Source organism: Kitasatospora sp. NPDC059408, assembly GCF_042751525.1.
GTDB lineage: Bacteria > Actinomycetota > Actinomycetes > Streptomycetales > Streptomycetaceae > Kitasatospora.
Genome location: NZ_JBHYWI010000125.1, coordinates 1 through 20845 on the forward strand (window position 1 = coordinate 1; position 20845 = coordinate 20845).

Here is a 20845-nt window from a genome sequence, read left to right on the forward strand (position 1 = left end):
TACCGACACCCGAACTCCGGTACATCGGCGAGGAGTTGCACCGGGACTCCGGTGTCAGATGGATCTCCGACGCCCTCCCGGAGCTGCCCTCGCTCGGCGGGGAGCGCTTCGGCCTCGTCCTCCTGACGGCCGTCTGGATGCACCTCGCCCCCGCCGAACGCCCGCCCGCGATGGCCTCCCTGGCCCGACTGGTCGCCCCCGGCGGCCGGATGATCCTCTCGCTGCGCCACGGCCCGGTACCGCCCGGCCGTCGGATGTTCGACGTCCCGCCGGAGGAGACGGTCACCCAGGCCACCACCAACGGCCTGCACCCCATCCACCGCATCACCCGCGCCGATCTGCACGGTCGCCCGGGGGTGGGGTGGACGATCCTGGCCTTCGAGGCAGCGGGCTGACGCCTCGACACCCCGGAGTTCCGGCGCCCCGAAACCCTGACGCCCGTACCACGCCTACCCGCGGTGCATCCGGTGCCTCCGGGCGCCGTGTTCCCGGTCGGTGCGGGCGTCAGCGGAGAATTCCCGACGGGCCGCCCCCCAGCTCCGCTCGGGCCGATTCCACGAATGCGTGCCGGCAATCGCGCTTGGCGGGCCGTTCGGGCGACACGCTTCTCCGCAGGTGTTCGTGGAGGGCCGTGGTGTACTCGTGTGCGGCCTGACTCGCCGTGTGCGAGCAGACCAGCTCGACGGCCTTCTTGGTCAGCCACAGGTCGTGCAGCTTCTGGTCCTCGGGGTCCTCCGAAGCCGGCAGGCCGAGGTTCCGGCGATCCAGCACCAACTCGACCCGCTGCGCCGCGGCGAGGAAGCCCAGGATCGCCTCCTTCCGTTCGGCCCGCTCCGCGTCCGTGCGGTGTTGTCGGTCCCGTCGTTCTTCGGCGCGTGTCGCCAGGTGCTGCCCCACGAGCGTCCCGGTGGTCCCCAGGAGGACACCGATCAGGGCGAGGACCGTGCTGCTGGTAGCTCCATTCACGGTGTACAGCTTGGCGACCGGCGGCCAGGCCCGCTGGCACTTCGTGAAGAACGGCCGCCGGGGCAACCTCGCGAGACTCTGCGAAGGAAGTCGGCGGGTCCGACTTCCTACGCAGATTTCCTACGCAGGGGCGGTTTCGTCGTAGTCGTTCCAGCCCGACGATCGCGCAAGCTGCTCCCACGCCGGCCAGGTCCGTCCCGTCGCCTGGCGCACGAGCTCGCCGGCCAGCGTGAAGGGCGGCGCCTTGTGCGGCTTCTCCAACGCCTGGCCGACGATGCGGTCGTGGAGGACCGCCGCCGCGCGCAGCCGGGGCAGCGCCCGGTGGACGCGGTCCGCGTAGCCGTCCGGCAGGGCGGCCGGCCCGCCGCCCAGGTCGAAGCCCGCTCCGAGCGCGACCAGCGCGATCTCCGGCCGCTTCCGCAGGGCGACCTCACGGTCCAGGTGCAGCGCGACCGCGTCCCACACGACGTCCGTCCGGTCCGGCGGCACGCCCTGCTCCGCCAGGAAGCGGACGGCCAGGTCGGCGCCGTCCAGCTCGAACCGCTGGTCGCCGTCGCCCTCGTCGCTGAGCCCGCAGTCGTGCAGGACGCAGCCCAGGAAGAGGAGTTCGTCGTCGTAGTCGCGGTCCGGCCGCAGGCCGCGCCGCTCGCCGAGGAGACGTCCGTAGAGGTAGGTGCGCAGGCTGTGGTTGAAGATCGCCGCCGGGAGCAGGGTCTTCGCGCGGCGCAGTGCGGCGTGCGCGAGATCCGTCGGAGGCAGGCCCAGTTCGCTGTATTCGGCGCTCACGGGGCGACCGTACCCGGTTGTCCGGCTGTGGGTGCTCTACTCGGCGGCTCCGGGGTCGGCTCCGGGGTCGGCTCCGAAGCCGTCGGCCACCAGGCGGGTGGCCCAGGTGCGGAGGGCGGCCCGGACGGGTGGGTGGGCGAGGCCGGTGGCGGCGGCCAACTCGTCGGCGGACGTGGTGTCGTAGCGGTCCTCGGAGAGGAAGGTGAGGGTCTCGGGGTCCGCGCCGGTGAGGGCCCGGGGGAGGGCGCGGACCACGGGGACGGGGATGAGGCCGCGTGGAGGGCGGACGCCGAGGTGGGCGGCGAGGAGGACGATGAGGTCCGGGAGGGCCGGGGTCTCGGGGTCGAGGACGGTGTGGGCCGGCGCGGGCGCCCGGTCGTGGGCGGGGACGGCGGCGAGGAAGCGGGCCAGGTGGTCGACCGTGACCACCGGGACGAAGGTCCGCCGTGTCCCGGGGAGCAGGGGGAGGCGGCCGCGGTGGAGCTGCCGGACGAGGTGGGCGAGCCCGAGGTACTGCCCGGCCTCGCCGGTGGCCGAGTGCCCGATGACGCTGCTCGGGTTGACGGTCGTGACGGGGATGCCCAGCCGGTCGGCCGTGACGCGCACTGCTGCGTCGCCGAGTTGCTTCGAGGCTTCGTAGGCGCCGAGCCGGGAGTAGAGGGCGGCGGTCTCGCGGGGCGTGAGCGGGTACCGGGGCCGGGGGTCGCGACCGACGCGGTAGCCGGAGAGGTGGACGTGGCGGCGCAGGTGGGGGCGGGTCGCGGACCACCGGAGCGCGTGCAGGGCACCGTCGACGTTGGCGGGCTGGGCCTCGGCGCGGGTGAGACCGAACTCGTAGCGGGCGGCGAGGTTGTGGACGTCGCGGACCGCGGCGAGGCGGGCGTCGTCCTCGGGGGAGAGGCCGAGGCCGGGGTCCGTGAGGTCGGCGGCGACGGTGGTGAGGGTGGTGTCGACGGTGCCGTGGGCGCGCAGCCAGGAGCGGAGGGCGGTGTCGCGCGGGCTGCCGGTGCCGCCGCGGACGGCGACGGCGACGGGTTCGCCGCGGGTGAGGAGTTCGAGGACCAGCCAGCGCCCGATGAAGCCGGTGGCGCCGAGGACGAAGGTGGTGGGGAGTGGCACGGCGGGACGTCCATTCTCTGTAGACCGGTCTGTATATTTTTTGGGCATGCGGGAGCACGGGAGCACGGGAGCTCCTGAGCGGTGAGGCCCGCGGAATCAGCCCTTGGCGCCGATGAGGTGCAGCACGGCGTGCCGGGCGTGGTCGAGTGGCTCCCGGCTGCGCCGGACCGACGCGAGCAGCACCGCGCCCTCCATCAGGGCGAGCGCCTGCCCGGCGGCGGTCCAGGCCTCGGCGGGTCCGAACCGACCGGCCTCCAGACGCTCGGCGAGGACCCGCTGCCAGCTCTCGTACACCGCCGAACAGACCGCGCGCAGCGGCTCGTTGGTGCCCGCGACCTCCAGTGCGACGGTGGCGATCGGGCAGCCCTTGGCATAGCCGGAGCGTTCCAGGCGGTCGGCGAAGACCTCGGTCAGGCGCCGGGTGAGCGCGCCGGCGTCGACGCCCTCGGCGGCGAGCGACCTGAGCAGGTCCTCGACCTCCCGCCCGGCCTGGACGAGGGCGGCGGCGACCAACTGGTCCTTGCCCTCGGGGAAGTGGAAGTACAGCGAACCGCGCGGCGCGCCGCTCTCGGCGACGATCTGGTTGACGCCGCTGCCGAAGTACCCCTGCGCCTCGATCAGCGCCCGCGCGCCGGCGATCAGCCGGGCGCGGGTTTCCTCACCCTTGGCTCCCATGCGGAAGAGAATAGACCGGTCTATATATTTTGCCAACGGGAGGGCGTCGGGTCGCGCGGCTCACACCCCGTACCCGGCCGGAAAGCCGGTCCAGCGAAGGTCCTCGGGCAGGTGGCCGAGGTCGTTGACCAGCAGCGGCGAGGGCGGCCGCCCAGGCGCGTACCGGATGACGGTGAGCGAGGCATGGGCGTGGTTGAGCCCGAGCCAACGCCACGGCGGCGCATCGAGGGCATGGCGCACGAGCCAGGCGATGAGGAAGTTGTGCGTGACGACGAGCTCGTGCCGCTCCTCGTCCCCGGGCACGGGCCCGGTGAACGCCGCCACGGCCTGCCGCGCCAGCTCGGGCCCCGACGCCTGGGGCTCGGAACGCGCGAGGAAGCGGAGGAAGAGGTCGGCACTCTCGGCGGGCAACTCCGCCCGCCCGGGGACGTAGGGAACGTAGTCGCCCGCCGCGTCGCAGGCCCGGACGCCGGCCGCGGGCAGGTGCTCGGCGATCAGCCCGGCCGTCTGCGCGGCGCGGGCCAGCGGTCCATGGTGCACGGCAGAGATCGGCCGCCCCGCCAACCGCCGCCCGAGCAGCGCAGCCTGACGCCGCCCGACCTCCGAGAGCCCGCTCTCGTCCGGCAGCGCCTCCCCGTGCCGGACGAGGTAGAGGTAACGGGCAGCGTTTCCAGCCATGCAAGGGCCTCCTGGGCACAGTGATCAACTCCCCCGAACCGACGCCCCACCCCACCCGCCCGGTTCCGCAGGGACCAGAAGCCCCCCGCCGTCCCGCCGCGCGCGAGAAGTCGGGCGGGCCGACTTCCTCTGCGAGGCGCCCCCTGGGCGTTCATCCGCTGGTCGCGCGCCTGGGAAGTCGGAGGGGTCGACTTCCCAGGCACCGTCCTTACGGCCTCCGGGCTGCTGCGAGCGTGTAGGAAGTCGCCTCACCCGACTCCTTGCGCGGGTGTGGCGTTGGGCCAGGGGCGTGCACAAGAAGTCGAGCGGGCCGACTTCTGGTGTTGGACGGTGGCGTGTTCCGCGCGCGGGAAGTCGCACGCGCCGCCCCTGCGCGGTGTCCTTCCGGCTTCTGGGATGCGGCGGGTGCGGGACCGTGGCCCCCGATTCCTTGCGCGGGTGTGGCGTTGGCCCGGAGGTGTGCGCAGGAAGTCGAGCGGGTCGACTTCTGATGTTGGGTGCGGGGGCTCCCCCCACGCGGGGTGCTTGCAGGAGCCGGGAGCCGGGAGCCGGGAGCCGGGAGCCGGGAGCCGGGAGCCGGGAGCCGGGAGCGAATGACTGTCTGCGTGGGAAGTCGGGTGGGGCGACTTCTCGGGTGGTGTCAGGCCTGGTGGGCGGTGTTCAGGAGGGTGAGGTCGTCGGGGGTCAGGTGCAGGGTGCCGGCGGCGATGTTCTCGGTGAGGTGGGTGAGGTCGCCGGTGCCGGGGATGGCCAGGACGTTGGGGGCGCGGTGGAGGGTCCAGGCCAGGCGGACCTGGGCGGTGCTCGCGCCGTGGGCCCTCGCCACGGCCTCCACCTGCGGCGGCTCGCCGGTGCTCGCGCCGGCGCCGTGTTCGCGGCCGGTGCCGGCGATGGCGTAGAACGGGACGAAGGCGATGCCCTGCTCGGTGCAGAGGCGCAGCACCTCGTCCTGTGCGGGGGCGGCGCCGATGCCGTACGGGTTCTGGACGCACACGACGGGGGCGATCTCCCGGGCCTCGGCCAGGTGGTGCGGGCGGATGTTGGAGAGGCCGAGGTGGCGGATGAGTCCGGCCCGGCGCAACTCGGCGAGGGCGCCGAAGCGTTCGGCGATGGAGTCGGCGCCGAGGACGCGCAGGTTCACCAGGTCGAGGTGGTCGCGACCGAGCTGGCGGAGGTTCTCCTCCACCTGGGCGCGCAGGGCCTCGGGGGTGCGGGCGTGTTCGGCCCACGTGCCGTCGAGGGCGCGGGCGGGGCCGACCTTGGTGGCGATCACGAGGTCGTCGGGGTAGGGCGCGAGGGCGCGGTTGATGAGCTCGTTGGCGGAGCGCAGCGGGGAGAAGTAGAAGGCGGCGGTGTCGATGTGGTTGACGCCGAGTTCGACGGCGCGGCGCAGGACGGCGACGGCCTGGTCGCGGTCGCGCGGGACGGCGTGCGGGGTGAGGGCGGGGCCGGTCTGGGGGAGGCGCATGGCGCCGAAGCCGATCCGGTGGACGGCGCGGTCGCCGAGGGTCCAGGTGCCGGCGGCGGAGGCGTGCACGGTGGTCGGCGAGGTGTCGGGCGTCATGTGGGGAGTCATGGTCGACATGATCGAATCCGGGCTAGCCTGATCGCCAATGATTCGGGAATGTGCGAATCCAATGGATGGGTACGGGAGGACGCGCATGGCCGTGGAGACGGAACTGTCGTTCACGGTGGGGGATCTGGCGAGCATGCGCTTCGCCGTCTCGCCGATGTGGGAGCTCGGGCCGAGCCTTCGCCTGCTCGCGTCCGGCCGGGCCCACCCGGTGCACCGTCCGTGGGTCGAGCAGGTGCGGCCCCGGCTCGCCGCCGTCGGGCCGTTGCGCGGCTGGCTCACCGAGATCGTGCCGCCCGCGGGGTACGTGCCGGACTTCGTCAACCCCGCCCCGGCCGGCCCGGCGCCCACGCTCGCGGAGGAACTGGCCGCGATCCGGGCCACGCCGGCCGAGCGGGTACGGCGCGACCTCGACCGGTTGCGGGAGTACGGCGACGGCCTCGGCCCCCGGCTGCGCGCCCTGTACGCCGACCCGCCGGCCGGCCTCGCGCGGCTCACGGAGGCGTTCGAGGCGTACTGGAAGGTCGCGCTCGCGCCGTACTGGGCGCGCATCCGCGCCGCGCTGGACGCGGACGTCCTGCACCGCGCCCGGCAGGTGGCCGAGCACGGTGCGGCGCGGGTGCTCAACGACCTGCATGCCGAGGTCCGCTGGTCGCGGGACACGCTCCGGCTGGAGCGCCGCCCGAAGCCGCTGGACCGCCGGATGTCCGGGGCGGGCCTCCTGCTGGTCCCCTCGGCCTTCACCGGACCGGGCCCGCTGATGCGGGTCGCGCCGCCGGACCCGCCGCAGCTCGCGTACCCGGCGCGCGGCATCGGCAGCCTGTGGGCTGCCCGGCCCGCCGCGCCGAACGCGGCCCTCGCCGCCGTCCTCGGCCGTTCCCGCGCGCTCCTGCTCGTCGAACTGGATGCCCCGGCGTCGACCACCGACCTCGCCCGGCGTACGGGCCTGTCGCCCGCGGCCGTCTCGCAGTACCTGACGGCCCTCCGCGACGCCCACCTGGTGAGCGCCCACCGCGCGGGCCGCTCGGTGCTGTACGCCCGCACGGCCTCGGCGGAGGCGGTCCTGGCGCCACTGATGTGAGGCGGAGGTGGTCGGGTGGGCGGCGAAGCGGTGTCCGGGTGGGCGGCGCGAGGCCCGGGCGAGGCCGGGGTGGCTGCGTGGCCGAAGGTCGGTGCCGAGTCGTGGGTGCCGCATCCCGATGTGGTTCCCGGGAGACGTCGGGGGTGAGTCGTGCCTGATCCGTCCGGTCCGGCGAACCGAGGGCGACGCCAGGGGCTCGACGCCAGGGGTGGAAAGCGGGTGGAATGCCTGCGAAAAACCTACGAAAAGCCCAATCGTCACGGCAGGTTCCCCGTTTCTTCGGGGCGCATTCGCCGGCCGCGCGTAGCGTGCTGTACATGACACCACGTCGGCAAGCCGCCGCCGCCCGCCGCCGACGGACCGGCCTCGTCGCCGCGCTGGTCGCGGCGGCCCTGGGGCTCGGGACCGTCGCCCTGACCGCCCCGGCTGCCCCGGCCGTGCCGACGAGCAGCACGGGAAGCACGAGCAGCCCCGGCGACGTCGTCGTCGACGAGAGCTTCGCCGGCCCCGGCCTCCCCGCCGGGTGGAACCCCGTCGAGGGCGACTGGCGCGTCGAGAACGGCCGTCTGGTCGGCAGCTCCGCCGACGGGGCGCGGCAGAGCCGGATCACCTTCGGCCGCCACCTCGACGACTTCCGGCTGGAGGCCACCGCCCGCTTCGAGACCGTCCAGGACGCCACCCGCTGGACGGCCCTCGGCCTGGACGTCCCCGCCGCCGGTACGACGCCGTGGTCGATCGCCACCGTCCGCTCCGGCAGCACGGCCGGCAACGGGCTGGAGTTCGCCCGGCGCACCACCGGCGACACGTGGAACGTCACCGACACCGCCGCCGCACCGTCCGCCGCCGCCACCGGCCGGGACGTGCGGATCGCCGTCGAGGTGCACGGCACCAGCGCCCGCTGGATCTTCGAGGGCCGCGAGGCGCTGCGCACCACCCGGCTGGCCCGCAGTGCGGACGGCGGCCAGGCGCTGCTGGTGAACGGCGCGCGGGTGTCGTTCGCGGCGGTGAAGGTGACGGCGCTCGCGCCGAACGCGTGGATCCGTCCGGCCGGGACGCCGGTGACGGTGTTCGCGCACCGCGGCGGGTCGTCCGCGGCGCCGGAGAACACGCTCGTCTCGGACGAGGTCGCCCGCCGGGCCGGCGCCCAGTGGATCGAGAACGACGTCCAGCCGAGCAGGGACGGCGTCCCGTACGTCCTGCACGACGACACCGTGGACCGCACGACGAACGGCACCGGCCGCGTCCGCGACCTGACGGCCGCCCAGCTGGACGCGCTCGACGCCGGCTCCTGGTTCGCCCCGGCCTACGCGGGCACCCGGCTGCCGACGCTCGCCGCCCAGCTGGAGGACCTGCGCACCCGCGGCGGCAACCTGCTCCTGGAGATCAAGGGGCCGCACACCCGCGACGAGGTCGCCCGGATCGTCAAGGAGGTCCGCGACCACGGCATGACCGGCCGGGTCTTCGTGCAGAGCTTCCAGGTGGACGCCCTGCGCTACGCCCGCGAGCTCGCGCCCGAGCTGCCCCTCGGCCTGCTGCGCTCCGAGCTCGACCCCGATCCCGTCGCCACCGCGCGCGACCTCGGGCTCACCGCCTACAACCCGTCGGACGACGCCCTCGCCCCGCGCCCCGGAGTGGTCAAGGACCTGCACGCCACCGGCGTCGCCGTGAACGTCTGGACGGTCGACGCGCCGGCCCGCTGGAAGGCGCTGGAGGAGGCCGGGGTGGACGGCATCATCACCGACCGCCCCGCGGAGCTGGCCGGTTGGAACGCGGCCTGGCTCCAGGCCGCGGCCGGTAGGTAGTCTGCGGGGCATGACGTGGCCGACCCCCGAGGACCTGCCGCGGCGCGGCACCGTGACCGCGTTCGACGGCCGTCTGGTCGTCGACCTGGACGCCCGCGTCGCGACAGTCGACGGCCGCGCGGCGCAGCTCACCTTCAAGGAGACGGACCTTCTGCACGGGCTCGTCGAGCTCGGTGACGGGACGCATCCGGCCGAGGAGATCATGCGGCGTGCGTGGGAGGTCGACTGGCCGCACTCACGCGATCTCCGGGTGCCGATCCGGATCCTGGGGAACAAGCTCGGCGAGCCGTCATGGATCGTGGAGGGCCCGCGCGACCACTACGGCCTGCACCCCACCGGAGCGACGGGAAACCAAGGCGTCTGCGACAGTTGACGGCATGAATGTTCCTGCCGTGAAACTCCGGTGCGCCCTGCTCGACGACTTCCAGGGCGTCGGCACCGCGTCCGCCGACTGGTCCACGATCGCCGACCGGGTCGAGCCGGTCCCGTTCCGTGAACACTTCCCCACCGAGGACGAACTCGCCGAAGCCCTGGCCGAGTTCGACATCGTCGTAACGCTGCGCGAGCGCGTGCCGTTCCCCGCCTCGCTGTTCGCCCGGCTGCCCCGGCTGCGGCTGCTGATCGCCTCCGGCATGCGGAACTCGGTGATCGACCTCGCCGCCGCCGAGGCGCACGGCGTCACCGTGTGCGGCACCGCCAGCTCCGGCACGCCGCCGGTCGAGCTGACCTGGGCGCTGCTGCTCGGGCTCGCCCGCGGGATCGTGACGGAGAACGACGCGCTGCGCGGGAACGGCCCCTGGCAGAGCACCGTCGGTGCCGACCTGCACGGTCGGGTGCTCGGTCTGATCGGGCTCGGCCGGATCGGCGCCCTGGTGGCGAGGGTCGGGGTCGCGTTCGGCATGGACGTCGTCGCGTGGAGCCGGAGCCTGACGGACGAGGGCGCCGCCCAGGCGGGCGTGCGGCGGGCGGCGAGCAAGGAGGAACTGCTGCGCGAGAGCGACTTCGTGTCCGTCCACGTCGGTCTGAACGAGGGCACCCGCGGACTCATCGGCGACGTCGAACTGGACCTGATGAAGCCGTCCGCGTACCTGGTGAACACGTCCCGGGCGGCGATCGTCGACCAGGCGGCGCTGATCGCCGCGCTCACCGAGGGCCGGATCGCGGGCGCCGCCGTGGACGTCTTCGACGTCGAGCCGCTGCCCGCCGACCACCCGATGCGGACCGCTCCCCGGCTGCTGGCCACACCGCACCTGGGGTACGTGACGCAGGACAACTACCGCCGCTACTACGGCGAGGCGATCGAGGACATCGCGGCCTTCCTCGCGGGCGACCCGATCCGCCGGCTTGGCTGAGCCCTCCACGGGATCGGGCCCGGTCCGCCGCATACTGGGCGCGTGACCAGCCAGGACGACATGCGGACGACGGGCCGGCGCGGGGTGCTGCGGGCGGGCGCGGCGGCGCTGCTGCTCGGCGCCGCCGGGTGCGGGAGCGGGAGCAGGCAATCGGTGGCGGCGCCGAGTTCGACGACCGCGAGCCCCGCCCCTGCGGCGAGCCCGAGCCCGAGCCCGAGCCCGAGCGCGACTCCGACGGCGAGCCCCAGCCCCAGCCAGACCCCCCTCCCCAACCCGCCGCTCTGGCAGCCCGGCCCGTCCGAGGTGCAGCCCGACGTCAAGCGCCGCGCCGCCGAGCTGGTCGCCGCGCTCGGGGCGTGGCCGCCCGGCGGGCAGGGGGCGGAGGCGGCGCGGGCCCGGGTGGCGGCGCTCGGGCTGCCACCGGCCCTCGCGGACGCGGCCGGGCCGCTCGCCCCCGCCGCGCCGGAGGCGAGCCTGGAGGTGATCGACGCCCAGTACGGCGGGATCCTGGCCGACTCGGCGAGCGTGCTCGTCGTCTGCCGCCAGTGGACCCGGCAGCCGGACGGCTCGGCCGCCGAGGGCGGCGTCACGGTGGACGTCCGCCTGAGCCGTGCCGAGCCGCGCTGGACCGTCACCGACCTGCACCCGGGCGTGCCGGGCCCGCCCGCCGAGCCGCCGCCCGCGGCGCTGGCGAAGGTGCTGGCGCAGCCGCGGATCGAGCTGCCGCCGGAGGCGCTCGCCGATCTGCGCAGCGGGAGCGTCCACGACAGCGTGATGAACGCGATGCTGGGCCTGGCCGGCACCTACGCGCTGTCGGTGAGCGTCGTGCGCACCGGCCACCCGCTGGACGTCTTCGGCACGACCCGGCCCAGCGACCATCCGCTGGGCCGGGCCTTCGACGTCTGGCGGATCGACGGGCACCCGGTGGTGGACCCGGCGACGCCGCGGCAGCTGATCGAGTCCTTCATGCGGGCCGCGGCCGCCGCCGGTTCGTACAACGTGGGCGGGCCGATCGCGATCCCGGGGGCCGGCAACCAGTTCTTCACCGATGACACCCACCACGACCACGTCCACGTCGGGTTCACCGCCTGAGCGGCGGTCGTCAGTTGACCTTGACCGCGCTCCACGCCGCCGCGACGGCCTTGTACTCGGCGCTGTTGAGCCCGTACAGGTCGCTCGCGGCGTTGAGCGAGGCGGTGCGCGCGCCCTTGTAGTTGGTGGTGGACGTCATGTAGACGGTCAGCGCGCGGTACCAGATCTTGGCGATCTTCTGGTTGCCGACGCCGGTCACCTTGGAGCCGTTGCAGGTGGGGCTGTTGTACGCGACGCCGTTGATGGTCTTGCTGCCGCTGCCCTCACTGGCCAGGTAGAACCAGTGGTTGCCGACGCCGGAGGAGTAGTGGACGTTGAGCTTGCCGACGGTGGCGCTCCAGCAGTCCGCCGACTTGCCGTCCAGCGAGGGCTTGTCGAAGCGGCGCAGCCACGGCGGGGTGGACTGGTCGCTGAACAGGTAGTCGGGGGTGTCGACCTTGTTGTTGGCGAACCACTCGACCATCGTGCCGAAGATGTCGCTGGTGGATTCGTTGAGGCCGCCGGACTCGCCGCTGTAGCGGAGGTTGGCGGTGGCGCTGGTGACGCCGTGGGTCATCTCGTGGCCCATGGTGTCGAGGTCGACCTGCTCGGGGTCGCTGGTGCCGTTGCCGTCGCCGGTCATCATGCAGAAGCAGTCGTCGGACCACTGGGCGTTGTCCCAGTTGGTGCCGACGTGGACGAAGACGGTGGCGCCCTTGCCGTCGTTCTTGATGCCGTTCCGGCCGAAGGTCTTCTTGTAGTAGTCGTACGTCCAGGCGGTGTTGGCGTGGGCGTCGACGGCCGCGGTGGAGCGGTCGGTGGAGAACTTCTTGCCGTCGCCCCACACGTTCGTGCTGCTGGTGAACGGCGTGCCGGAGGCCGCGGTGATCGTGTCGGCGGAGGCGTTGCCGGCGTCCTTGGTGACGTGGCCGCGCACGGGGTCCGCGAGGGTGTAGCCGCCGCCGGCGGCCGGGGTGGTGTCGACGGTGACGTCGCCGGTGTACTCGGAGTGGCCGGTGCCGGCGGCCTGGTGCTCCTTGTCGTAGGCCTCGATCTCGTCGCCGGTGGTGGCGTCGGTGACGACGACCCGGCCGGCGGGCTGGCCGTGCTCGCCGGTGCCGGCGACGGTGGTGCGCCAGGCGAGGCGGGGCGTGCCGTCGGCGGCCCAGACGACCAGTTCGGGCGTGCCGACGGCGTCGTGGACGCCCGGGGCGGAGGCGATCGCCTTGCCGGCGGTGGCCTGCGGGGCCACGGCCGGGGAGGTGGACGCCACGGCGGGGTCGTGGGCGGCGGCGCGGGTGGAGTCCTTGAGGCGGCCGCGGGCGTCCTGGTGGACGACGAGGTCGCCGCCGACGACGGGCAGGCCCTGGTAGGTGCGGTCGAAGCGGACGTGTGACGAGCCGTCGGCGTCCAGGACGACGTCCTTGAGCACGAGGTCCTGGCCGTCGCCGAACCCGAACACCCCGGCGTTGCGGGCCACGTTGGCGCGGGCCTGGGCGATCGCGGCGTCCCGTCCGGCGGGCGCGGCGGAGGCGGTGCCGGCGGGGACGGTGACGGCGACGAGGGCGGCGATGACGGCGGTGGCACCGGCTATGCGGGCACGACGGGACGCCGACGAGGAGGTGGGGCTCACTCTGACTCCAGTGGGGTGGTGACAGGGAAACGCGCGTGGCAGGGGACGCGCGTGGTCGGGGAAACGCGCGGTAAAGCTCGGGCGAAGTACGGCCCGCGAACAGCTGTGACCGAGATTGACGGTGATCGGTCATGAATGGCCAGGGGAATGGTCATATCTTTGCCAAGTTGTGTCCTGTGCAGATCAATCCAGTCCGGGTCTGACCAGGGGTGAAGATCCAGCATGTGAACGGATCATGACGGTCCGTTCGGGATGGTTGTACCGTGCACGCATGACATCGCCCGCCCCCCTGCTGCGCACCCGGGACGTGGACGTCGTCCGCGACGGCCGCCACCTCCTGCGCGGGATCTCCCTGACCATCCGGCCCGGCGAGCACTGGGCGCTGCTCGGCCCCAACGGCGCCGGGAAGTCCACGCTGCTCGCCCTCCTCGGGGCGGTCTCCCATCCCACCCGGGGTGAGGTGGACGTGCTCGGCCGCCGGCTCGGGCGGGTCGACGTCCGCGAACTGCGCGCCCACCTCGGGCACGTCAACCCGCGCCACCCGCTGCGCTCGCCGCTGACCGTGCGGGAGGTGGTGCTCACCGGGGTCACCAACACCATCGAGCCGGAGTGGCACCGCAAGCCCGCCCCCGGGGCGGTCGAGCGGGCGGAGCTCCTGATCGAGACCCTCGGCATGACGGCCATGGCCGAGGCCCCGTGGACGACGCTCTCCCAGGGCGAGCGCGGCCGGGCGCTGATCGCCCGCGCGCTGATGCCGAGCCCCCGCCTGCTCCTGCTCGACGAGCCGGCCACCGGGCTCGACCTGACCGCCCGCGAGCTCCTGCTCGACAGCCTCGACCTGCTGCGCCACCAGCACCCCGACCTCGCCAGCGTGCTGGTCACCCACCACCTGGAGGAGCTGCCGGAGACGACGACCCACGCCCTCCTGCTGCGGGAGGGCGAGTGCGTGGCGGCCGGGCCGGTCGACGAGGTGATGACGACCGAACTGATCAGCGCGACCTTCGGCCACCCGATCCGGATCACCCGCCACGAGGGCCGCTGGACCGCCCGCGCCGCGGCCCGCCGCACCCCGGGGAGCTGAGCGCTGCTCTGACGAAGCGCCGCTCTTCGGGAGGCCGGAGGCGACGGACTCAGGGGGGTGGGTATCGCCGGTAAGGAAATCTTACGTAAGGTATGCCTTAGCTAATCACGAGGCGCCGACCCGGTCGGCGCCTCGCCACGCCCTGGCACACCCATGCCCTTTTCCGTTGGAGCCGTCATGCCCGCCCGCCGTCGTACGACCGCAGCCGCGCTGCTCACTCTCGCCGTCGCGACCGCGACGCTGGCCGGCTGTGCGGACAAGAAGGACGACAAGGCCGGTGGCGCCGACGCGGTGAAGATCAACGCCACCGACTCCGCGTGCGAGGTCTCGAAGACCTCCTTCCCGGCCGGCCACGTCGTCCTGGACATCGGCAACAAGGGCTCGAAGACCACCGAGGTCTACGTCTACGCCGAGGGCGACAAGATCGTCACCGAGCGCGAGAACATCGGCCCCGGCACCAAGGCGACCATCAACGCCGAGATCAAGGCCGGCTCGTACGAGATCGCCTGCAAGCCCGGCATGGTCGGCGACGGCATCCGGCAGAAGATCACGGTGACCGGCGAGGGCACCGCCACCGCCTCCGCGGACCCGCGCCTGGCCGCCGCCGTCGACGCCTACCGCAGGTACGCGCAGGAGCAGGCCGACGCCACCATCCCGGCCGTCGAGGCCTTCGCCGCCGCGATCAAGGCGGGCGACGTGGAGAAGGCCAAGTCCCTCTACGCCCCCTCGCGCACCGGCTGGGAGCGCACCGAGCCGGTCGCCGAGAGCTTCGGCGACGTCGACCCGAAGACCGACACCCGCGAGGACAAGGTCGAGGCCGGCAAGCCGTGGACCGGCTGGCACCGCCTGGAGAAGTCCCTCTGGGCCGACGGGAAGATCGGCGACGACGAGAAGCAGCTCGCCGACCAGCTCGTGGGCGACCTGTTGGACTGGCAGAAGAAGATCCCCGAGGCGGAGATCACCGCGACCAGCATGGCCAACGGCGCCAAGGAGCTGCTGGACGAGGTCGCCACCAACAAGATCACCGGCGAGGAGGACCGCTACAGCCACACCGACCTGGCGGACTTCAACGCCAACGTCGAGGGCGCGCAGAAGGCGTACGAGCTGCTGAAGCCGGTCGCCGCCGAGAAGAACCCCGACCTCGCGAAGACCCTGGACTCCGAGTTCGCCTCGATCCAGGCGCTGCTCGCCAAGTACAAGCAGGCCGACGGCACCTACACGTCCTATGACAAGGTCACCGAGGCCGAGCGCAAGACCTTCTCCGACGCCGTCAACTCGCTGGGCGAGCCGCTGTCGAAGCTGGCCGCCGCCGTGGTCGTCAAGTAGCCGACCGCGCCGTGGCCGGCGCGTGACCGGCCGCGCGGTGGCCGTCGACCGACCGGCCACGCGGTGGTCGGCGAGCCGCCGACCATCCGGTGGTCGTCAAGTCGCCGACCCCCAGCCCGCATTCACCACACCCCACGGCCGCCGTGGCGGCCCCGTCCGGTCGTCACGGCAGCCGTGGGACCCAGCAGCACAGAGAAGGGCCCGCCCGCCGATGGACGCCGAGAACCCGATGGACCGCACGGACACGGCCGCTGCCGACGCCGACCCCCGCAGCGCGGTCAGCCGCCGCGCCGTCATCGGCTGGGCCGGGGCGGGCGTCGCGCTCGGCGCCGCCGCCGTCGGCTCGGTCGCCGCCGCCACCCGGCAGGACGACCCCGCACCGGCGCCCGCCGCGGCCCCGGGCGCCGAGGTGCCCTTCTACGGCGACCACCAGGCCGGCATCGCCACCCCCGTCCAGGACCGGCTGCACTTCGCCGCGTTCGACGTCTCCGAGAAGGCCACCCGCGATTCGCTGGTCAAGCTGCTCAAGGAGTGGACGAAGGCCGCCGCGGCCATGACCGGCGGCCGCGAGGTCGGCACCGGCGCCGCCAGCGGCCTGCCCGAGGCGCCGCCGGACGACACCGGCGAGGCCCTCGGCCTGCCCGCCTCCCGGCTCACGCTGACGATCGGCTTCGGCCCGGGCCTGTTCGAGAAGGACGGCGTCGACCGCTTCGGCCTCAAGGCCAGGCGCCCCGAGGCCCTGATCGAGCTGCCGAACTTCAAGGGCGACAAGCTCGACCCGCTGCGCAGCGGCGGCGACCTCTGCGTCCAGGCCTGCGCCGACGACCCGCAGGTCGCCGTGCACGCGATCCGCAACCTCGCCCGGATCGGCATGGGGACGGTGAGCATCCGCTGGTCGCAGCTGGGCTTCGGCAAGACCTCCTCCACCACGCCGGACCAGCAGACCCCCCGCAACCTCCTGGGCTTCAAGGACGGCACCCACAACATCGCGGGCACCGACACCGCCCGGCTGGCCGACCACGTGTGGGCGGCCCCCGGCGACGGCCCGGACTGGATGACCGGCGGCTCCTACCTGGTCGCCCGGCGGATCCGGATGCACATCGAGACGTGGGACCGCACCTCGCTCAAGGAGCAGGAGGACGTCTTCGGCCGCACGAAGGGCGAGGGCGCCCCCTACGGCAAGGCCCGGGAGCACGACGACCCGGACCTCAAGGCGATGCCGGCCGACTCGCACGTCGCCCTGGCCCACCCCGACGCCAACAGCGGGCTGATGATCCTGCGCCGCGGCTTCTCCTTCACCGACGGCACCGACGGCCTCGGCCGCCTGGACGCGGGCCTGTTCTTCCTGGCCTACCAGCGCGACACCCGCAAGGCGTTCGTGCCGCTTCAGCAGCGCCTCGCGGCGAGCGACAAGCTCAACGAGTACATCCAGCACGTCGGTTCCGCGCACTTCGCCTGCCCGGCGGGCGTCCGCAAGCCGGGGGAGTGGTGGGGCCAGGCCCTGTTCGGCTGATCCCGCATACCCCTACCACCCCGAGGAGTCAGCCGTGTTCGGCAACTACCTGATCGGCCTGCGCGAAGGCCTCGAAGCCAGCCTGGTCGTCTGCATCCTGATCGCCTACCTGGTCAAGACCGACCGCCGGGACAAGCTGCCGCCGGTGTGGCTCGGCGTCGGCTCGGCGGTCGTGCTCAGCATGGCGTTCGGCGCGGTGCTCCAGTTCGGCTCCTCGCAGCTCACCTTCGAGGCCCAGGAGGCGCTCGGCGGCAGCCTGTCGATCGTCTCGGTCGGCCTGGTGACCTGGATGGTCTTCTGGATGCGGCGCACCGCCCGGCACCTGAAGACCGAGCTGCACGGCAAGCTGGACGCGGCGATCGCGATGGGCACCACGGCGCTCGTCGTCACGGCCTTCCTCGCGGTCGGCCGCGAGGGCCTGGAGACGGCGCTGTTCATCTGGTCGGCCGTGCAGGCCACCGACGACGGGTGGAACCCGCTGGCCGGCGCCGCGCTCGGCCTGCTGACCGCCGTCGTGCTGGGCTGGCTGTTCTACCGCGGCGCGCTGCGGATCAACCTGGCGAAGTTCTTCACCTGGACCGGCGCGATGCTCGTCGTCGTCGCGGCCGGCGTGCTCGCGTACGGCGTGCACGACCTCCAGGAGGCGGGCTGGCTGCCGGGCCTGCACAGCCTGGCCTTCGACATCAGCAGCACGATCCCGAAGGACAGCTGGTACGGCACGCTGCTGAAGGGCGTGTTCAACTTCCAGCCGGACCCGACGGTCCTCCAACTGGTGGTCTGGCTCGGCTACCTCGTCCCGACGCTGGCCGTGTTCTTCGGCCTGTTCGGCGGGAAGGCTACCCGCAAGCCCGTCACCGCCTGACCCGTCCGTTCGCCTCGACCGGCCCCGCACGGCAATCCGCCGCCGTGCGGGGCCGGTTGGGTTCTGCTGACGGAGCGCGGCACCGGATGCCTGCCACGGTCGTGCTGACGGGTGGACCGTCAACGCCCGGCACGTCCTCCGACGCCTCGTCCCGCCGGCTGGGGTCACCACCGGGTTCACCACCGGGTCGCCGCAACCCTCGCACCAGGGTGTGGCGTTCACCCGGCAGTGAACACGGGCCGTGAAGCGTGGGCCGTGAGAAACGCGAAGGCCCTCCGCAGCGCCTGACTGCTGTGGAGGGCCTTCGCGCGGTGCGGCTACTCGCTCTTGATCGCGCCCAGGATGTCCGTCCGGGCGGCCCGGCGGGCCGGCCAGAGGGCGGCCAGCAGGCCGATCAGGGCGGCCGCCACCAGGAAGCCGAGGATCTGCAGCGGCGGCACCACGGTCGACATGCCCTTGAACGTGTCGCCGAGCGTCTTGAGGCCCGCCCAGGCGACCACGATCCCGAGGACCACGCCGACCACGCCGCCGAACAGCGCGATCAGCAGCGACTCCAGCCGGATCATCCGGCCGACGCCGCGCCGGTCGAGGCCGATCGCCCGCAGCATGCCGATCTCCCGGCGGCGCTCGAAGACCGACATCGCCATGGTGTTGACCACGCCGAGCACCGCGATGACGACGGCCATGCCGAGCAGGCCGTAGAGGACGCTCAGGAGGTCCGTGATCATGCGTCGGTTCTCCTTCTTCACGTCCGCCTCGCCCTTGACCTCGATCAGCGGGTTGCCGCCGGTCGCGTCGCGCAGCGCCTGCTTGAGCTTCGCGGTCGCGCCATCGGCACCCTTGACCAGGACCTTGTCCGGGCCGGTGCCCGGCTGGGCGTGCGGGCCGACGACGGCCTCGGGGGCGACGACCCCGGCCAGTACGGAGTTGGCCTCCATGACGCCGCCGACGGTGAGCGAGCCCTTGGCGCCGTCCGGGTAGGTGACGCTGAGGACGTCGCCGACCTTGTGGCCGGCGGTCTCCGAGCGGCCCGAACTCACCAGCAGCTTGCCCTGCTTGAGGGCGTCCGCCGAACCGTCCTTGACCTTGACCGTGACCAGCTGGTCGAGGGTGTTCGCGTCGACCGCCGTCAGCCACTCGCTGTCGTCCGTGCCGGTCTCCACCGGAACGGTCCGGGTGCCGCTCACCGCGGTGACGCCGGGCGCCTTGGCGATCTGCGGGACGACGTCGGGGGAGAGCATCGAGTAGTTCGCCATGGCGACCGTGTAGTCGGCCTTGGAGTCGCTCGCGGTGGCGTCGTCGACGGCCTTGTTCACCGAGGCGCCGACCACCGTCAGCGCGGTGATCAGCATGACGCCGATGGTCAGCGCCGAGGCGGTGGCGGCGGTGCGGCGCGGGTTGCGGACCGCGTTCTCCCTGGCCAGCCGGCCCGGCGTGCCGTACACGGCGCGCAGCAGCGGGGCGAACAGGGTGATCAGCGGCCGGGCCAGCAGCGGGGTGAGGACGAACACGCCGATCATCAGCACGGCCGCGCCGAGGCCGACCAGGCCGACCGTCTTGCCGACGGCGCCGAGCGCCAGGGTGGCCGCGCCGATGGCCGTGAGGACCAGGCCGATCACGTTGCGGAGCAGCAGGCTCTTCTGGGTGGCCGGCTGCTCGACCGAGCTCATCGCCGCGATCGGGGCGATCCGCGCGGCGCGGATGGCGGGCAGCAGGGCCGACAGCACGGTCACCAGGACGCCGACGAGGATCGCGGTGACCACCGTGCCCGGTGCGACCACCAGCGGGCCGTCCGGCAGGTTGGCCTCCATCGGGCCGTTGAGCAGCGAGCGCAGCCCGGCCGCGATGCCGACACCGGCGGCCAGACCGGCCACCGAGGCGGTCAGGCCGACCAGGAACGCCTCGACCAGGACGGAGCGGGTGACCTGCCGGCGGCCGGCGCCGATCGCGCGGAGCAGTGCGAGCTCCTTGGTGCGCTGGGCGATCAGCATGGTGAAGGTGTTGGCGATGATGAAGATGCCGACGAACAGCGCGATGCCGGCGAAGACCAGCAGCGCCTTGCTCATGCCCTTGGTGCCGGCTTCGATCATCTTGTCCTGCTCGTCGGCGAGCGCGCGGCCGGTCTTGGCCTCGAAGTCGCCGCCCTGCGGCAGGGCCCGCCGGACGGCGGCGAGCAGCGCGTCGTCGTCCGTGCCCGGCTTGGCCTTCACGTCGAGCTCGGCGAAGTGGCCCGGGCTCAGGTAGAGCTGCTGGGCGGTGGCGGTGTCGAAGGCGGCGAGCGAGCCGCCGGAGACGACACGCGGGTCGTTGGTGTGCAGGGTGCCGGTGAGCTTCAGCTCCATGACCGGGCCGTTGACGGCCACCCGGACGGTGTCGCCGACCTGGTAGCCGCCCTTCTCGGCGGTCTTGGCGTCGAGGGCGATCTCGGTGGCGTTCTTCGGGCCGCGGCCCTCGACCAGCGGGTAGCGCGGGTCGGTGCCGTCGGCGCCGGGCACGAAGTTGGTGCCGGTGGTCGAGAAGCCGTCGCCGACCAGCGCGCCCTTCTTGTCGGCGATGCCGGCGAAGCCGCTGACGATGCCGCGGGCGTCGGCGGTGCCGGGCAGGGCCGCGACGGCCTTGCGGGTCTCCTCGGTGAGCGGCGCGTTCGTGGCGGACTTGCCGCCGTGGTCGTAGCCGCGGCCGACGGCGCCGCGGTCGGAGACGGTGACGGCGATGTCGGTGTAGCTCTTGGCGTTCTGCGACCTGAGGGCGTTGCCGAGGGTGTCGGTGAAGACGAGCGTGCCGGCGACGAAGGCGGTGCCCAGCATGACGGCGAGGACCGTCATCAGCAGGCGGGCCTTGTGGGCCAGCACGTTGCGCAGTGCGGTGCGGTACATGGGGGAGAGTCAGTCCTGGTGGGTTAGGGGGCGTCGGCGCAGCGGTGTTCGTGCGGCCTCAGCTGGTGCGGCCCTTGGCGTCGAAGCGGCGCATGCGGTCCAGGACGGTGTCGGCGGTGGGGTTGTGGAGTTCGTCGACGATGCGGCCGTCGGCGAGGAAGACGACGCGGTCGGCGTAGGAGGCGGCGACGGGGTCGTGGGTGACCATGACGACGGTCTGGCCGAGTTCGCGCACGGAGTTGCGCAGGAAGGAGAGGATCTCGGCGCCGGAGCGGGAGTCGAGGTTTCCGGTGGGTTCGTCGGCGAAGATGATGTCGGGCTTGCCGGCGAGGGCGCGGGCGCAGGCGACGCGCTGTTGCTGGCCGCCGGAGAGCTGGGAGGGGCGGTGGCTGAGGCGGCCGGAGAGGCCGACGGTGTCGACGACGCGGTCGAGCCAGGCCTTGTCGGTCTT

Annotated in this window: 18 protein-coding genes and 1 pseudogene; 10 read left to right on the forward strand and 9 right to left on the reverse strand. The window is 73.2% G+C overall.

Annotated features, from left to right (window positions below; all coding sequences use genetic code 11):
• Positions 1-395: pseudogene (locus tag ACFXDE_RS41280) on the forward strand (SAM-dependent methyltransferase); the annotation flags it as partial.
• Between the two features lie 109 nt (positions 396-504).
• Here ACFXDE_RS41280 and ACFXDE_RS41285 read toward each other — a convergent pair.
• The 6 genes from ACFXDE_RS41285 to ACFXDE_RS41310 all read right to left on the reverse strand — a co-directional run bounded on the left by ACFXDE_RS41285 (position 505) and on the right by ACFXDE_RS41310 (position 5809).
• A complete protein-coding gene (locus tag ACFXDE_RS41285) occupies positions 505-1032 on the reverse strand; it encodes a hypothetical protein (protein ID WP_380499362.1) in 528 nt (175 codons plus the stop codon).
• Between the two features lie 54 nt (positions 1033-1086).
• Positions 1087-1752 carry an HD domain-containing protein gene (locus ACFXDE_RS41290; protein ID WP_380499363.1) on the reverse strand — a complete coding sequence of 222 codons (666 nt, stop codon included), beginning with the start codon at positions 1750-1752 and terminating at the stop codon, positions 1087-1089.
• A 36-nt stretch (positions 1753-1788) separates the two neighbouring features.
• Positions 1789-2871 (reverse strand): SDR family oxidoreductase, encoded by a 1083-nt coding sequence (locus ACFXDE_RS41295; protein ID WP_380499364.1) that lies wholly within the window; start codon positions 2869-2871, stop codon positions 1789-1791.
• Between the two features lie 96 nt (positions 2872-2967).
• Complete coding sequence (locus ACFXDE_RS41300; RefSeq protein ID WP_380499365.1) at positions 2968-3546, reverse strand: TetR/AcrR family transcriptional regulator; 579 nt, start codon at positions 3544-3546, stop codon at positions 2968-2970.
• 60 nt (positions 3547-3606) lie between these two features.
• Entirely contained in the window at positions 3607-4224 is a 618-nt protein-coding gene (locus ACFXDE_RS41305; protein WP_380499366.1) for a histidine phosphatase family protein, read from the reverse strand.
• 640 nt (positions 4225-4864) lie between these two features.
• Positions 4865-5809, reverse strand: coding sequence for an oxidoreductase (locus tag ACFXDE_RS41310; protein ID WP_380499367.1), 945 nt, complete (start codon positions 5807-5809; stop codon positions 4865-4867).
• Between the two features lie 76 nt (positions 5810-5885).
• Here ACFXDE_RS41310 and ACFXDE_RS41315 point away from each other — a divergent pair, with 76 nt between their 5' ends.
• From ACFXDE_RS41315 to ACFXDE_RS41335, 5 genes are all read left to right on the forward strand, one after another.
• A complete protein-coding gene (locus tag ACFXDE_RS41315) occupies positions 5886-6878 on the forward strand; it encodes a DUF5937 family protein (protein ID WP_380499368.1) in 993 nt (330 codons plus the stop codon).
• Between the two features lie 317 nt (positions 6879-7195).
• The gene (locus ACFXDE_RS41320) at positions 7196-8680 is read left to right on the forward strand and encodes a glycerophosphodiester phosphodiesterase (RefSeq protein WP_380499369.1); all 1485 of its coding nucleotides are present in this window, start codon (positions 7196-7198) and stop codon (positions 8678-8680) included.
• Positions 8681-8690: 10 nt separating this feature from the next.
• Positions 8691-9053 carry a hypothetical protein gene (locus tag ACFXDE_RS41325; protein ID WP_380499370.1) on the forward strand — a complete coding sequence of 121 codons (363 nt, stop codon included), beginning with the start codon at positions 8691-8693 and terminating at the stop codon, positions 9051-9053.
• Between the two features lie 19 nt (positions 9054-9072).
• Positions 9073-10032: a D-2-hydroxyacid dehydrogenase family protein gene (locus tag ACFXDE_RS41330; protein WP_380499380.1), complete on the forward strand. Its 960-nt coding sequence runs from the start codon at positions 9073-9075 to the stop codon at positions 10030-10032.
• A 42-nt stretch (positions 10033-10074) separates the two neighbouring features.
• On the forward strand, positions 10075-11124 hold the full coding sequence (locus tag ACFXDE_RS41335; protein ID WP_380499371.1) for a hypothetical protein: 1050 nt from the start codon (positions 10075-10077) through the stop codon (positions 11122-11124).
• Positions 11125-11134: 10 nt separating this feature from the next.
• Here ACFXDE_RS41335 and ACFXDE_RS41340 read toward each other — a convergent pair whose 3' ends face one another.
• Positions 11135-12736, reverse strand: a complete 1602-nt coding sequence (locus ACFXDE_RS41340) for a M4 family metallopeptidase (RefSeq protein ID WP_380499372.1) — start codon at positions 12734-12736, stop codon at positions 11135-11137.
• Positions 12737-13007: 271 nt separating this feature from the next.
• On the opposite strand from ACFXDE_RS41340, the gene ACFXDE_RS41345 reads away from it, so the two are divergent.
• From ACFXDE_RS41345 to efeU, 4 genes are all read left to right on the forward strand, one after another.
• On the forward strand, positions 13008-13817 hold the full coding sequence (locus ACFXDE_RS41345) for an ABC transporter ATP-binding protein (RefSeq protein ID WP_380499373.1): 810 nt from the start codon (positions 13008-13010) through the stop codon (positions 13815-13817).
• Between the two features lie 177 nt (positions 13818-13994).
• A complete protein-coding gene (gene efeO, locus ACFXDE_RS41350) occupies positions 13995-15143 on the forward strand; it encodes an iron uptake system protein EfeO (RefSeq protein ID WP_380499375.1) in 1149 nt (382 codons plus the stop codon).
• A 211-nt stretch (positions 15144-15354) separates the two neighbouring features.
• The gene (gene efeB, locus ACFXDE_RS41355) at positions 15355-16656 is read left to right on the forward strand and encodes an iron uptake transporter deferrochelatase/peroxidase subunit (protein WP_380499376.1); all 1302 of its coding nucleotides are present in this window, start codon (positions 15355-15357) and stop codon (positions 16654-16656) included.
• A gap of 34 nt (positions 16657-16690) precedes the next feature.
• Positions 16691-17518, forward strand: a complete 828-nt coding sequence (gene efeU, locus ACFXDE_RS41360) for an iron uptake transporter permease EfeU (RefSeq protein WP_380499377.1) — start codon at positions 16691-16693, stop codon at positions 17516-17518.
• Between the two features lie 317 nt (positions 17519-17835).
• On the opposite strand, the gene ACFXDE_RS41365 is transcribed toward efeU, so the two are convergent.
• Both ACFXDE_RS41365 and ACFXDE_RS41370 read right to left on the reverse strand, forming a co-directional pair.
• Complete coding sequence (locus ACFXDE_RS41365) at positions 17836-20394, reverse strand: ABC transporter permease (protein WP_380499378.1); 2559 nt, start codon at positions 20392-20394, stop codon at positions 17836-17838.
• A gap of 58 nt (positions 20395-20452) precedes the next feature.
• Positions 20453-20845 (reverse strand): ABC transporter ATP-binding protein (locus ACFXDE_RS41370; protein ID WP_380499379.1); only part of this gene is annotated, 393 nt, incomplete at its 5' end.